The following is a 14054-nucleotide window of genomic DNA, read 5'->3' as shown; positions in this document are numbered from 1 at the left end:
TGCCGGAGAAGCTCACCGTGTCGCCACCGATCACGCCGCTGCTGGAGAAGGTCGCATTGGCGCTGGTGGAGCCGTCGTAGACCTTGTTGACGCCGGCAGCCGCCACCGTGATGGCCTTGGCCGTGATGTCACCGCTGAGCGTTTCGCCCGCCAGCGTGTAGTTGGAGGCCCGCCCGGAGTCGTTGGACAGCGTGTACGCCGTGGTGACGTTCTTGCCCGTGCCGGCGTTCTTGTTGGCGTAGGTGCCGCTGGCGCTCACGCCCAGCGTTTCACCGCTGACCAGGCCCGCCAGCGTGCCGGCATTGACGTTGGCGGCCGTGCTGCCGTCGTAGGTCTTGGTGCTGACGCTGGAACCGCTGATGCTCAGCGCCTTGGGCGTGATGTTGGCGACCAGTGACGATTGGGAGAGCGTGTAGTTGCCGGCATCCGCGCCGGTGAGGCTGAAGCCGCTGAGCGTCACGGTCTTGCCGGTGCCGGCGTTGGCATCGGCGAAGCTGGCGCTGCCCGTCACGGGTGTGACCGCGTCGCCTTCCAAGGCACTGCCGAACGAGGCCGTCCCGGTGAGCGTGGCGGTCGCGTTCCCGTCGTAGACCTTGTTCGAGGCGCTGATGCCGGTGACGGCCAGTGCGCGAGGCGTCACCACCAGGTTGGCGCTGAAGGGCGCGTACTGGTAGCCCAGGCTGTCGGTGAGCGTGCCGTTGAGCGTGTAGGCGTAAGTGCCCACCGGGCGGTAGCCGCCGCTGGAGTTGGCGCTGGGCGCGGCCAGCGACAGCGTCTGCGTGCCCGTGAGCGTGGAGCGCGAGTCGCCATCGATGAAGCCGCTGTAGTTGGAGGCCGTCAGGGTCAGCGACGGCGTGGCATTGCCGTAGACGATGCTGTTGCCGTTGGTGGCCACGCTGATGACCGGCGCAACGCTGTAGAGGAACCAGTTGCCGCTGCCGGCGTACGACGGCGTGGCGCCGGCAACGTAGGCTTCGTTGTAGTGCTTGCTGTAGCCCGTCATGCCCTCCAGGCTGCCGGAGGGCGTGGAGGAGTAGACGAGGTAGCGCCCGCCGCTGCCCGGCACGATGCCGGAGGCGCCCTTGCTGTTGGTGAAGTTGCGGCCGGCCGCCAGGACGATGGGGCTGGCGTTGGTGGTGGCCACCGAGCCGCTGCTGGCGATGGTCAGGTCAGCGCTGGCGCCGCGCGCCTCCATGGTGACGGCGCCCGCGGCGCGGACGGACCCGCTCACGGTGACGTTGCCCGCGGCCACGTCGAGCGCGCTCAGCGCCGTGCTGTTGCCCACGCCGTTGAGCGCCAGGTCGGCGGCCGCGCCGCCGCCATCGGCCGTGGTGTCGATGCTCAGGGCGTAGTTGCCGTTGAGCGTCCTGGAGCCCAGGCGCAAGGCACCGGCGGCGTTGCTGCCGCCTGAGCGATCGGTGTCTATCGAGATGGCGCTGCCGGTGAAGGCCACGCCCGCGGTGTTGCCCACATCGATGTCGCCGCCGTTGGTGCTCATGCCGCCGGCAACGCTCAGGCTGCCGCCGGCATAGGTTTGCGCGCCTTCGGTGGCCACCGCGGCATCCAGGGTGATGGCGCCGCTGGAGCCGCTGGAGCCGCGGCTGGTGTCGATGCTCAGGCTGTCGAGGTAGGCGCCGCCCACGGCGGTCGCCCCACCGGTGATCGCCACCGCGCCCCCGCTGCTGTCGGGTGAGCGTGCATTGATGGTCAGTGCGGCACCGGAAGCGCTGGCCGACACGCCGCCGTTGATGGTGAGGCTGCCGGCGCTGGTGTTGGCGCTGTTGCTCTTGGTCGTGACGTCGAGGCTGCGCGTGAGCTGCACGCCGCCGCTGCCCGGGTTGAGCGTGACGGCGTAGCCCGCGGTCTGCAGCGTGCCGCCCAAGCTGATGCTGCTGCCGGCGTCACCCGTCGTGTCGATGGTGAAGCCGCCGTTCGGACTGTAGAGGTAGGTCTTGCCCGAGGCGGAGAAATCGCCGTTGAGCACGATGCTGCTGCCGCCCGCGCGCGAGTTGCCCAGGCTGACGTAGTTGTCGTCCGAGGGCGTCGCACCCGAGGCGTCCAGCGTGAGGCCGGCCAGGTGGAACCCTGCGCGGGCATCGGTGTTGAGCGGCATGTTGATGCTGCCGCTGGCCCCATCGCTGGAGTTGGAGCTTGAGCGCAGCGTCAGGGTGGCGCCGGCGCTGGTAGCCGACAGCGTGCCTGCAGGAATCGACTGGTCGGCGCTCACGTAGATGTTGCCGCCCTGGCCGGTGCGTGCGACGTTGCTGTCCACCACCACCGAGCGCAGCAGGTTCACGCCCTTGCTGCCGGTCAGGCTGATGTCGCCGCCATAGGCGTAGGGGTAGGTCTCCACGCCATCGAAGTAGAGCGCCTCGCCGACGCCCAGGGTCTTGATGTCGCCGTTGAGCAGGAGCTGGTTGCCCGCCGAGAGCGAGTAGCTGCCCGTGCCCACGGCATTGCCGTCGGTCTGGATGCTGCGCTTGCCGGCCGTAAGGCTGAAGCTGCGGTTGTTGCCGGCCACCGCCACCTTGGCGGCATCCACCGTCACCAGGCTGCCGCTGTCGGAGAAGTTGATGTCGTCGGGGCCGGCAAGGTCTATGGCCACCGTCTGAGGCGCGCTGGGGCCGCCCAGCGACAGGTTGATGGTCTTGAAATGGTTGGGCGTGAGCTCGCGGATGAAAACGCTGCCTTGTTGCGTTGACACCGACAAGGTGTTGTCGACGGTACCGCTGCCCTGCGCGATCTGGATGTCGTAGCCGCCGGCGCCTATGGAAGTGACGCCAGGCGTGTCCTCGTTGAGCACGCTGAAGCTCACGTCGCCGGCCGTGATCTGGGCCGCCGGATGGGCGGCGTCGTACGGCTTGAGCGAGGCGATGGTGCCTTCGGTGTTGCTCCTGGGGATGGTCAGGTTGAAGCTGCTGGAGCCCAGGTCGACAGCGTTGTCGTCGAAGCGGACGCCGCCGGTGAGGGCCGTGAGGTTGACCCCCCAGCGGAAGCGCCGCGTGACGTCCAGGCCCGTGGTGGCGAAGAAGGTCTTGCCGTCGGAGGCGCCGCCACTGATCGTGGGCAGCACGACGTTGCTGCCGTCGGTGACATAGTCGATGTGGTCGCCACCGGCGAACAGGATGGAATGCGTGCCCGCGTCCTTGACGTTGTTGAGGTCGACGAAGGTGATGTTGTCATCCACCGACTTCAGGAAGGTGGAGCCGCCGTTCTGGTAGACGGCCAGCGAGCCCTCTGAGGCCATGGCGCCCACGGCCAGCTCCAGCGGGTTGGCCTGCGTGCCTATGGTCGTGCCGCTGAGCCGGATGTCCGGCGACTCGATCTCGGCCACCTCGTTGGCCGGGGCGGCCGAGCGCAGCGTGGTGGCCGACGCGCTGAAGGCGCCCTGGCCGGTCTTCACCGCGCCATCGGCGAACGTGATGTTGCCGGCGCTGATCTGGACGTTGGTGTGCGTGTAGTCCCCGGGCTGGCCGGCGCCTAGGGTGTTGACGTCGCCGGTGGCGACGTTGAGCACGCCGCTGGCGTCGGTCTTGAGCAGGATGTGGCCGGTACCGGAGTGGCCGTCGCCGCCGAAGTCGTCCAGGACGCGGATGTCCTGCGTGCTGTCGGCCTGGCTGCCTAGGTTGACCGAGACGGTGCTGAAGGCCTGCGTGCCGACCTCGTTGACGTAGGAGCTGCCGGCGTCGTTGTTGACGGAGAGCGTGCCGTAGCCGCGGAACGCGCCGCCGGAGATCTTGATGGGGTTGGCGCTGCTGCCGATGCTGCCGGCCTGCAGCGTGGTGCCCACGCGGGTGATGATGTCGGCCGTGGCGGGCGCCGTGTTGCCGCTGTCGATGCTGGCGCCGCGCAGGAAGATGTAATTGCCCGACTGCGAAGGGGTCACGCCGTCGTTGTAGTAGGCCGAGCCGCCGGTGTTGGTGAGGCTGTTGGCGGCCAGCGTGATGGCGCCGTTGACCTGCACGTCCAGCATGCCGCTGCCGTAGTTGCTGCTGACGTTGACGCTGCTGCCGGCGGCCATGGTGAAGTTCTGGCCCGCGCGGCTCACCGCCTCGCTGTAGCCGCTGCCCGCGACCGAGCCGACGTAGAAGTTGCCACCGCCGGTGGACACCTTGCCTGCCGAGGAAAAGCTGACGTTGCCCGCGCTGCCCGGCGTGAGCACCACGTTGAGCTTGCTGTAGTAGACCGACGGGTTGTAGGAAATCAGCGCGTTGACGTTGATGTCGTTGGCCGCCAGCAGCGTGAGCGTGGTGGTGTAGCCGTTGGGCCCGCTCACGACGATGGGCGCGTTGACGTTGATGTTGCCGCTGGAGCTGCCCGTGGAGCCGGTGGTGACCGTGACGTTGGCGCCCGCATTGAGCGAGTTGACGATGGTGCTGGCCAGGATGACGGAGTCGGCCGTGGGCGTGAACGTTGCCGTGTCACCGTTGGTGCTGGAGCCGCTGAAGCCGGTGCCGCTGGCGCCGGAGCTGGCGATGGTGACGTTGCTCGGATCGAGCAGCCACTGGCCGGCGGCGCCGGAGGCGCCTGCATCGACCTGGCCCAGCACCTGCAGCTTGTCGTGGCTGGAGGTCTCGACGCGGCCGCCGTCGCCGCCCTGCGCGCCGCCGCGCGCGGCGATGTCGCCGCCGAAGGCGGTGCGGTCCTGCGACCACAGCACCGCGGTGCCGCCCTGGCCGCGCTCGCGCGCGGAGACGTCGATGCGTGCGCCCGGCGCCATGAGCACGGTGGAGGCATTGGCCACCGAGGCGTCGCCGCCCTGCCAGCCGCCGCCTACCAGCACCGTGCCGCCGCCGGCCGCGCCGGAGGCGTCGATGGCGGCGCTGCCTTGCAGCGCCACGTCGTGCGCGGTGGCCGTGACGCGGCCGCCCGTGCCGCTGGCCGCGGACGCGTCGAGCTTGCCGCTGATGTCCACGCGTCCGACCTGCGCGTCGCCGCGCAGCTCGATCACGCCGCCGTGGTTGTCCACGGTTTGCGCTTCGATGATGCCGGTGTGGTTGACCACCGCGCGCGCCAGGGCGTCGGCCGCGTCGGCCGTCAGCGCGACGCGTCCGCCGTCGGCGCGGATGAGGCCGTGGTTGGCGGCCAGCGCATCCAGGGTGCCGCGCTCGACCGTGAAGCCTGCCAAGCCCGCGCCGTCCACGCGCAGCGACACCGCATCGGCGGCAGCCAGGCGCACGTCGCCGCGCGGGGCCTCTATGGTGCCGGCATTGACCACCTGCGCCCCCACCAGCGCCACGTAGCCGCCCGGCTGCGCGGACAGCCGGCCCTGGTTGACCACGCCGGCGCTGCCGCTGCCTTCCAGGCGGATGCGGCCCGTGGCGAAGTCGGCGCTGGCCACGTCACGCGTCGAAGCCAGGATGCCCGCGGCGCTGACCTGCGCACCGCGCGCAAAAAGCACGCCGTTGGGGTTGACGATGAAGACCTGCCCATTGGCGTTGAGCGAGCCCAGGATCTGGGTCGGATCCTGGCCGACGACGCGGTTGAGGGCGATCGAGGCGGCCGAAGGCTGCTGGAAGTTGACCGTCGCCCCCGCGCCTATGGAAAAGCGCTGCCAGTCGATGGCCGCAGCCTTCGTGGCCTGCCGTATGGTCATCGCCGAGCCGGCCTGCTGGATCGTGGCCTGCCCCTGAACCACTTGCCCGCCGCCCGGCAAGACCGCATCGGCCGCCTGCGCCGCGCCGACCCCGCCCATGAGAACCATCGCCGCGGCAAGCACCACCGTGTGGCGCTTGCCTCTGGCTCGCGAGCCCTCGGCAGCCGGAACCCAGGAATTGCTGCTGTCGTTCCAAACAAGAGCAAAGGCGCGATTTTTCGAAGCGTGGCGGGACATGAAGGCTGCAAATAAGCAAGCCGTGGCCAATAACCCCCACCGGGAGCACGGACCCGACTTGTTGTTTTTAAAACCGACGGCCCAGCACGGCGAAAGCTGCTTGGAAACCATCGAAGGCGTACGCCTTATTCGGAATCAAGCCCTGCGGCATTTAGTACAAATGCAATACCTTCTTTGAGAATTACAAATATTTTCGTGTCTAGATAGAAATACAAAAAATTACCAATATTGGGAATATTGTTTGCTCCGCCCGCAAATCGCCTCAAAGTCTTTGAATTCGGTAATGATGCACATTTAATTTTTTACTTCCTGATTTTTCTCTGATAGCAAAAATCCAGTTATTGGAAATATCTCAAAATTTATATTAAAGACATCATTGTTTTTAAATGTCACAGGAAGAACATTTTGAGACGGCGCTATCCACCGTGTCCGGCCCCGGCGTGCACTGATGGCACGCAGAGGCCGGGAAGGCCTTGCGGCAGCGCCGCCTGCGCAGCGCTGCTGTCGTGAAAACCGCCGCCGTCCGCCTGGACGGCAGCGGGTCCGGCCCGCACAGCCGGCTTACTTCACGCGCTTGAGCGGACCGGCCAGGTCAGGAAAGTTGCTGGTGTTGAGCACCTGCACGCCCGCGTTGTGCTCGCCGTTGAAGGGCGTGACCGCGCCGGGGCAGCCGGCCTTTTGGGCGTCGGCGGGCGAGTTGAACCACAGGCCCAGGTGGTACTGGTGCACCGGCGGCGTCAGCGGCGTGGCCGAGGCGTCGGGGAAGGGGCTGTCGTGCACGTGCGGCGCCGGCACCGAGTTGCCTATGGCCAGCGAGAACGTTTCCTTGTTGAAGCGGCCGATGAACTTCTGGCGGGCCTTGCCTTGCCAGTCGGTCTTCATGTCGCCCTGGTACCAGCCCATGCCGAAGGGGAAGTTGGGCACGCTCAGGACGAACAGGTCGAACTCCGTGTTGGCCGGCAAGCCCTGCAGTTGCACCGTCATCTCCTCGGCCTCGCCCACCTTCTGGATGGAGACGCGGCCCTTGGCGTTGACCACGCAGGCCGGCGACGAGGCCAGCCCCGGCGAGCGGACCATGTTGAAGACGAAGGGCGCGTCCCATTCGGCGGCGGCCAGGTCGTCGCCCGCGGCCAGCGCGGCGGTGGACGAGGCGGCGGCCGCGGCCGCCAGGCCGGCGGCAAGGGCGGCGCGGCGCAGGGAAAAGCTGGATCGGTTCATGGCGGAACTCCTTGTGATGCACAGGTCACCAGGCGTGTGAGGCAAAGCGGATGGGGCCGGCGCGCCGCGCCTGGCTTCAGCGGCGGCCCTGCCGATCGCGCAAGCCGTTGAAGGCGTTGCGGATCTGCGCTTTCAGTTGCGCGGGCCACCAGTGCCGTTCAGCCCTCCGTGGAGGGGTACGCAGGCTCACTCCGAAGGGGGAGGCCGCCGCGTGCCTGTGCCTGCGGGGCCGTGCAGCGGCAGGCATTCCAGTTCAGGCCACCCCTCCCGGGGTTGCCGTGCAGTCCGCCGCGGTCAGTCGCGGTCAGTCGCGCATCCAGCCGGCCGTCTTCACGTACTGCCTGATCAGGCTCACCGCCGCCGCGGGTGGATTCTCGAAGTCCATGCCCAGCATGAAGCCCGCCTCCTTGGCGCTGAGCACGCTGTGCGTGACGCGCGCGTGCAATTGGAGGACGTCCATGCCCGCGCCCAGGATGGGCGCGCGCACCTTGATCCAACAGAGCGTCTCCAGCCTGAGATTGAGCGACGACACCACGCCTATGCCGTCCACGCTGATGTCGAAAGTTCGCATGGGCACCACCTGCTGGTTGGGCAGCCGCAATTCGCCCAGCGCGCGAAACCGTTTTCGCTCGGTCTGGCGCCTGTCGACGCTGGCATTGGCCCAAGGGGAACTTTCCTGCGCATCCAACACGTTCACGCCCCCAGAATATTTAAATATTTTCCCGCGACGCCACGGCCTTTTCTTTGATTTTCCTTGTCCGTTCCGAATAACTCCCACGGAATACGGCACAGGCCAGCGCCACCTGCAAATTCGGCAGCCCGCCAGAATATCCGCTCCAGTTTGAAATACCACGGCACCGTGGCGCGCGTCATTCCTGCACGGCATGCCCTGGAATGACCCGAGCGGGCATATCAGCTCATACCCCACGCAGCGCCGGTGGCAATTTTTCGTCCTTTCGCCCGCCGCAAGCTCGATTCGAAGCGTTTCCTCCCTCAAACCTGGACACACTCGGCAAAAATTCAGCCAATTAAGCGCCAGTCAAAGCCTGTTTGACGCGGGTCATGCTTGGACTGATTTTTCGATGGGCGATACTGTCAGGCCGTTTTCTCAGTGGAAACCCTGAAATGCTTCAACTCCGTCCCAACTGCGAATGCTGCGACAAGGATTTACCTCCGGAATCGGCCGAGGCGCGCATATGCTCATTTGAATGCACGTTTTGCAGCCCTTGCGCGGATACCGTGCTGAAGGGGCATTTTCCCAATTGCGGCGGCGAGCTGGTGGCCCGCCCGCGGCGGCCGGCCTCTAAATTACTCAAATTCCCGGCATCCACCGAAAGGGTATTGAAGGAGCACGGCTGCGCCAAGGCGGCCTGAGCCTTATTGGCGGTTCATGTCGGTGGTTTGAATTTGGGCCCGGCGGCGACGCCAGCCGGGCCGTCTTGAATTGATTTTGCTGCCGCGCCGCCGTTTTACAGGCGCCGGCTCAGCCCAGGCGCGGCTTGACCTTGCCCGCCGCCTCCTTGGCGCGCGTGCGGGCCGTTTCCACGTCTTCGGCCCTGGCCAGCGCCACGCCCATGCGGCGCTTCACAAAGCTTTCCGGCTTGCCGAAGAGGCGGATGTCGGTGCCGGGCACGCGCAGCGCCTCGGCCACGCCGTCGAACACCAGCGCCTGGCCTTCCACGCCGCCGTAGATCACGGCGCTGGCGCCGGGGCTCTTGAGCGAGGCGTCCACCGGCAGGCCCAGGATGGCGCGGGCGTGCAGCTCGAACTCGCTCTGCCACTGCGTGGCCATGGTCACCATGCCCGTGTCGTGCGGGCGCGGGCTGACTTCGCTGAACCACACCTGGTCGCCCTTGACGAACAGCTCCACGCCGAAGAGGCCCTGGCCGCCCAAGTCCTGCGTCACCGCGCGCGCGATGTGCTGCGCCTTCTCCAGCGCCACGTCCGACATCGGATGCGGCTGCCAGCTCTCCACGTAGTCGCCGCTGACCTGCACGTGGCCGACGGGCGCGCAGAAGCTGGTTTCGATCTGCCCGTCCGCCCCCACGCTGCGCACCGTCAGGAGCGTGATCTCGTAGTCGAAATCAATGAAGCCTTCGACGATGACGCGGCCGTGGCTGACGCGGCCGCCGGCCATGGCGTAGTCCCAGGCCTTTTGCACGTCCTGCGGGCCGTCTAGCTTGCTCTGGCCCTTGCCGGAGCTGCTCATCACCGGTTTCACCACGCAGGGGAAGCCGATTCCAGCCCCGTTCGCGCCGTCGATGGCCGCCTGCAGCTCCTGCAGCGAGTCGCAAAAGGCGTAGGGGCTGGTGGCCAGGCCCAGCGTCTCGGCGGCCAGGCGGCGTATGCCCTCGCGGTCCATGGTCAGCCGCGCGGCGCGGGCGGTGGGGATGACGCGCACGAGCCCTTGAGATTCCAGCTCCTGCAGCACCGGCGTGGCGATGGCCTCGATCTCAGGCACCACCAGCGCGGGGCGCTCGGCTTCTATGAGGGCGCGCAGCGCCTCGGGGTCGCTCATGGCGATGGTGCGCGCGTGGTGCGCCACCTGCTGGCCCGGGGCGTGGTCGTAGCGGTCCACGGCGATGGTCTCCACGCCCAAGCGCTGCAGCGCGATCAGCACTTCCTTGCCCAGCTCGCCGGACCCCAGCAGCATCACGCGCGTGGCGGTGGGGGACAGGGGCGTGCCGAGGCGTTGAGGTTCGGTCATGGCGGGACTCCTTAGCGAAAAAGGCCGTCATCGTAGTGGCTGGACGAGTTGGTGCCGCCGCGGCCGGAGCGGCACGGCCGCGGCGCTAGCATGGCGCCGGCCGCGCACCCGCCCGGGGCGCGGCGGCGCGCCGGCCGTCTGCGGCGCAAGCCACAGACCAACAAGCTCCAGGGAGAAACCTTCATGACCCCTCGCAAGATCGTGCTGGCGCTGTCGTGCGCGCTCGCGGCCCAGCTCGCGCCCGCGCGCGACAACACCGCCGCCGGCGCCCATGCGGCCCACTACGCCGCCACCAGCCGCTACTACGGCCAGCTCGTGGCCGGCAGCTCGCCCAAGCTGGCCGAGCTGACCCTGTTCACCACGCTCATGCCCAAGGGCGCGGACCTGCACCACCATTACTCCGGCGCCATCTACGTCGAGACCTATCTCGACTGGACCGAGGCCCTGGGCTACTGCATCTACCGCGCCACGGACCCGGCGCTCAAGATCGAGAAGTTCAAGGTCGGCACCGGCAAGCCCACGCCGCTCACCGACGCGCAAAAGGCCCAGTGCATCAGCGTGGAACAGGTGCGCAACGACAACGGCTTCTACCGCGAGCTGCTCACGCGCTGGTCGGACAAGGACTACGGCAACCACGTCCACGACCAGCCGCCGCCGGACAAGCAGTTCTTCGACACCTTCGGCTATTTCGGCGCCGTCTCCGACTACAACTACAACCTCGCGCTCAAGCACCTCAAGGCCCGCGCCCTGGACGAGAACCTGGGCTACATGGAGACCATGCTCAAGGGCGGCCCGGCGCTCTACAACGTGGCCGACTACTCGCCGCTGCTGGACCAGCTGCCCGCCAACGCCACGGTCGAGCAGGTGGAGGAGGCGCTGATCCGCTCCTACACGTACCTGCGCACCGACGCCGCCACGCAGCAGTCCATCGAGCATTACCTGCAGACCCACCGGGAAGCCGCCGCGGGCGTGGACGACGAGTCCTTTCGCCTGCGCTTCCTGTCCTACGTCTCGCGCAACAGCGCCGCCTCCACCGTCTTCAGCAGCCTCTACACCGCCTTCGAGGCGGCGGTGCGCGGCCCGGAGCTGATCGTGGGCGTGAACATCGTGGGGCCCGAGAACGGCATCGTGGCCATGCGCGACTACGCGCTGCACATGAGGATGTTCCAGTTCCTGAAGAAGCAGCCGCGCTTCAAGGACGTGAAGCTGGCCCTGCACGCGGGCGAGCTGGTGCTGGGCATGGTGCCGCCGGAAGGGTTGCGCTCGCACATCCGCGAGGCCGTCACCGTCGCGGGCGCCGAGCGCATAGGCCACGGCATCGACATCGCCCACGAGGCCGGCGCGCTGGAGCTGATGGCGCAGATGAAGCAGCGCCCGGTGGCCGTGGAAGTGAACCTCTCCAGCAACGAGTTCATCCTGGGCGTCAAGGGCGACGCGCACCCCGTGCTGCTGTACGCGCGCCAGGGCGTGCCTTTCGTGCTGTCCACCGACGACGCCGGCGTCTCGCGCAACAACCTCAGCGGCGAATACATGCTCTACGCCTCCCGCTACAAGGCCAGCTACGCCGAGCTCAAGCGCGTGGCCTACAACGGCGTGCGCTACAGCTTCCTGCCGCCGCAGCTCAAGCAGGAGGAGACGGCCCGCCTGGACAGGCGCTTTGCCGAGTTCGAGGCGCGCATGGCGCAGGTGGCGCGCGGCACGCGTTGAGAAGCGTCGGCGGGGCGGCCGCTGAGCGGGCCGCCCTGTGATCAATCCGCCTGCGCCCCGCGCAGCCGCATGAGGTTGGGCAGCGGCATGGAGCGGCGCAGCACGTCCTCGGCCAGCCACTCGGCCGCGCGGCGCGCGCGCTGCGCCACGCGGGCCGAGGGCAGTTGCAGCGCGTCGTCGTTGCAGGCCGACAGGCCATAGGCGCCGCGGTAGCCCAGGCGGTCCAGCCGCACGACCAATTCAGCCAGGCGGGCGGACAGCATGCCTTCGCCGGGGAAGACCTCCAGCGCATGGCCGCCGCCCGCGGGCGCCTCGCTCAGCGCGTCGGCCAGTTGCACGAGAAACAGCTTTTCGGGGTCGATGTCGTCCAGCGTGTCCAGCGGCGTGCAGGCGCCCAGGGCGTGGCAGGCATCCAGGCCCAAGCCCAGGTTGGGGCAGTCGGCGCGGCTGACCACGTCCCAGGCGATGGCGAAGTCGTTGACGTGCCGCCCCGCGGCCACGGCCTTGTAGGCGATGCGCACGCCCATGGGCACGGCCAGCATGGCCAGCTTGCGCAGGTCGCGCGCCATGGCGTCCACGTCGCCGCCGGGCTGCGCCGCGGCGGTGGAGGAGGTCACCACCAGCAGCCGGCAGCCCAGCGCGCGGCAGGTCTCCAGCATGGCCTTGGCGACGTCCACCTTGTAGTCGTGCAGGGGGCCCTGCAGGCCCTCGAAGTCGCGCAGCGACTGCAGCGCCGCCACGCGCAGCCCGCTGGCCTTGACGGCGGCCACGGCGGCGTCGAAGCCGCCCGCGTGCGCCGCCAGGTCGCGCGCCTGCAGCAGCACTTGAGAAAAGCCCGCCTCGCGCAGCGCGCCCAAGCGGTGCTCCAGCGGTCCGGCCAGCGTGGCCGTGTCCAGGCCGAAGTCGGCGATGTTGTCGTTCATGGTGGCCGGCTCCGCGCTCAAGCCGACGCCGCGCCGTGCTGCACCAATTCAAAGCTCACGCCGCCCAACAGGGGCTTGGTGAGCGCGCCGCGCGCCTCGGTGTGCACGGCGGCGGCCTCGACGAACTCCATGCCCCGCGCGCGCAGCTCGCGCACGGCCGCCAGCACGTCCGGCGTGCCCAGGGCGACGCGGTGCAGCGTCTCGTCCTGGTCGATTTCCAGCGCATCGAACTGCGGCTCGATGAGCTGCAGGTAGAACGAGCCGTCCGGGCTGCGCAGCACGCGCCCGGTGGGCAGGATGCCGAAGCGCTCCTCGTCCGGCAGCGCGCTGAAGCCCAGCAGCTCGGCGTAGAAGGCCGTCCAGTCCTCGGTGCGGCCCAGGCCGATGTACTGGACGATGCCAAAGCCGTGCAGCCCCGCCACGGCCGGCGGGCGCTGCTCGGCGCCGGGAATGGGCGTGAAGTCCACGTCGTAGATGGAGAACTCGCGCCAGCGGTCCACGAAGTAGATGCGGCTGGTACCCGCGCCGTGGATGGCCGGGATGTAGAGCTCCATCACCTCCACGCGCGGCGGCACGCCCCAGGCGCCGCGCTCCAGGGCGCGGCGGTAGGCGGCGGCGGCGTCGCGCACGCGCAGCGCCACGGCCGTGATCACCGGCGTCTCGCCCAAGGGCGCGGCCGCGCCCAGCCCGGCGCCATGGGCGTTGACGATGAGGTTCATGCCGCCCTGGCGGTAGAGCAGCACTTCGCGCGAGCGGTGCCGCGCCACGGGCTTGAAGCCCATCATTTCCAGCACCTGGCCGAAGGCCTGGGGCCGGGAGGTGGCGAACTCGATGAACTCGATGCCGTCCAGGCCCAGCGGATTGGGCGCGGCGCCTATGGCTTCGCGGTCGGTCAGGCTTGCGGACATTTCAAAGACTTCCGTGGCAGTGGAGGAGCGCGTCAAACCCGGGATTCTGCCCTTGGGCCGACGCCGCTCCCCGCGGCGGGCAGGCCGCCAGCGGGCTTACTTGCCGGCCGCGCGCACCTTCTCGACCTCGGCCACCACCTCCTTGACCAGCCCTTCGCCCACTTGGGCCGAGAGCTTGTCCATGGCCGGCTTGGCGCGCTCGCGCAGCTTGGCGATCTCGGTGGCGGGCAGCTCGTGCACCTGCATGCCGCGCTTCTTGAGCTCTTCCAGCGCCTTGGCGGCCTCCTCGCGGGCGACCTTGCGCTGGTAGACGGTGGTCTCGTTGGCGGCGTCCTGCAGGATCTTCTTCTCGTCGGCGGAGAGCTTGTCCCAGAACTTCTTGCTCACGATGACGGCCTGCGGCGTGTACATGTGGTTCGTGAGCGTGAGGTGCTTGGTGACCTCGTAGAACTTCTCGTTGACGATGTTGAGCAGCGGGTTGGTCATGCCGTCGATGGCCCCCTGCTCCAGCGCGGTGTAGGTCTCGGTGTAGGGCATGGGCGTGGCCACGGCGCCTATGGCGTTCATGAAGTCCACGTACTGCGCCGTGGGGATGACGCGCATCTTCATGCCCTTGAGGTCGTCGGCTTTCTGGATGGGCTTCTTGACGGTGTGCATCTGGCGAAAGCCCAGGTCCCAGTAGGCCAGGCCCACCAAGCCGCGCTCCTGCAGCTTGTCCAGCAGCTTGCGGCCCACAGGGCCGTCGGCCACGGCGTCGG

Annotated in this window: 10 protein-coding genes and 1 pseudogene; 2 read left to right on the top strand and 9 right to left on the bottom strand. The window is 68.3% G+C overall.

Annotation, left to right across the window (positions count from 1 at the left end; all coding sequences use genetic code 11):
• From ALA01S_RS28080 to ALA01S_RS34140, 5 genes and pseudogenes are all read right to left on the bottom strand, one after another.
• On the bottom strand, positions 1-5695 hold a 5695-nt coding region (locus tag ALA01S_RS28080), incomplete at its 3' end, for a YDG domain-containing protein (protein ID WP_169806035.1).
• 36 nt (positions 5696-5731) lie between these two features.
• Positions 5732-5833: pseudogene (locus tag ALA01S_RS35520) on the bottom strand (ESPR-type extended signal peptide-containing protein); the annotation flags it as partial.
• A gap of 561 nt (positions 5834-6394) precedes the next feature.
• The gene (locus tag ALA01S_RS28075) at positions 6395-7051 is read right to left on the bottom strand and encodes a hypothetical protein (protein ID WP_218011541.1); all 657 of its coding nucleotides are present in this window, start codon (positions 7049-7051) and stop codon (positions 6395-6397) included.
• Between the two features lie 304 nt (positions 7052-7355).
• Entirely contained in the window at positions 7356-7748 is a 393-nt protein-coding gene (locus ALA01S_RS34145; RefSeq protein ID WP_066342562.1) for a PilZ domain-containing protein, read from the bottom strand.
• Positions 7745-7924: a hypothetical protein gene (locus ALA01S_RS34140; RefSeq protein WP_169806033.1), complete on the bottom strand. Its 180-nt coding sequence runs from the start codon at positions 7922-7924 to the stop codon at positions 7745-7747. Before ALA01S_RS34140 ends, ALA01S_RS34145 begins: the two co-directional genes overlap by 4 nt.
• Before the next feature lie 252 nt (positions 7925-8176).
• On the opposite strand from ALA01S_RS34140, the gene ALA01S_RS32360 reads away from it, so the two are divergent.
• A complete protein-coding gene (locus tag ALA01S_RS32360; RefSeq protein WP_084268029.1) occupies positions 8177-8425 on the top strand; it encodes a DUF1272 domain-containing protein in 249 nt (82 codons plus the stop codon).
• Positions 8426-8534: 109 nt separating this feature from the next.
• Here ALA01S_RS32360 and purT read toward each other — a convergent pair whose 3' ends face one another.
• Entirely contained in the window at positions 8535-9758 is a 1224-nt protein-coding gene (purT, locus tag ALA01S_RS28065; RefSeq protein WP_066342561.1) for a formate-dependent phosphoribosylglycinamide formyltransferase, read from the bottom strand.
• 183 nt (positions 9759-9941) lie between these two features.
• Between purT and ALA01S_RS28060 the strand changes: the two genes are divergently transcribed.
• Positions 9942-11465 carry an adenosine deaminase family protein gene (locus ALA01S_RS28060; protein ID WP_066342565.1) on the top strand — a complete coding sequence of 508 codons (1524 nt, stop codon included), beginning with the start codon at positions 9942-9944 and terminating at the stop codon, positions 11463-11465.
• 41 nt (positions 11466-11506) lie between these two features.
• On the opposite strand, the gene ALA01S_RS28055 is transcribed toward ALA01S_RS28060, so the two are convergent.
• The 3 genes from ALA01S_RS28055 to ALA01S_RS28045 all read right to left on the bottom strand — a co-directional run.
• Positions 11507-12388 (bottom strand): sugar phosphate isomerase/epimerase family protein, encoded by an 882-nt coding sequence (locus tag ALA01S_RS28055; protein WP_066342564.1) that lies wholly within the window; start codon positions 12386-12388, stop codon positions 11507-11509.
• A 17-nt stretch (positions 12389-12405) separates the two neighbouring features.
• Positions 12406-13296, bottom strand: coding sequence for a VOC family protein (locus ALA01S_RS28050; RefSeq protein ID WP_066342560.1), 891 nt, complete (start codon positions 13294-13296; stop codon positions 12406-12408).
• A gap of 96 nt (positions 13297-13392) precedes the next feature.
• Positions 13393-14054 (bottom strand): DctP family TRAP transporter solute-binding subunit (locus ALA01S_RS28045; protein ID WP_157119335.1); only part of this gene is annotated, 662 nt, incomplete at its 5' end.

It is taken from the genome of Azohydromonas lata NBRC 102462 (assembly GCF_001571085.1).
GTDB lineage: Bacteria > Pseudomonadota > Gammaproteobacteria > Burkholderiales > Burkholderiaceae_C > Azohydromonas > Azohydromonas lata.
The sequence above is the reverse complement of the archived record's forward strand: the minus strand, read 5'-3'. Positions and strand labels throughout refer to the sequence as shown.

What these genes read in the sequence shown, in the direction of transcription:
- ALA01S_RS28060 (WP_066342565.1), top strand. Translation starts at nt 9,942, where the DNA reads ATGACCCCTCGCAAGATCGTGCTGGCGCTGTCGTGCGCGCTCGCGGCC.
- ALA01S_RS32360 (WP_084268029.1), top strand. Translation starts at nt 8,177, where the DNA reads ATGCTTCAACTCCGTCCCAACTGCGAATGCTGCGACAAGGATTTACCT.
- purT (WP_066342561.1), bottom strand. Translation starts at nt 9,758, where the DNA reads ATGACCGAACCTCAACGCCTCGGCACGCCCCTGTCCCCCACCGCCACG.
- ALA01S_RS34140 (WP_169806033.1), bottom strand. Translation starts at nt 7,924, where the DNA reads ATGACGCGCGCCACGGTGCCGTGGTATTTCAAACTGGAGCGGATATTC.
- ALA01S_RS28050 (WP_066342560.1), bottom strand. Translation starts at nt 13,296, where the DNA reads ATGTCCGCAAGCCTGACCGACCGCGAAGCCATAGGCGCCGCGCCCAAT.
- ALA01S_RS28075 (WP_218011541.1), bottom strand. Translation starts at nt 7,051, where the DNA reads ATGAACCGATCCAGCTTTTCCCTGCGCCGCGCCGCCCTTGCCGCCGGC.
- ALA01S_RS28055 (WP_066342564.1), bottom strand. Translation starts at nt 12,388, where the DNA reads ATGAACGACAACATCGCCGACTTCGGCCTGGACACGGCCACGCTGGCC.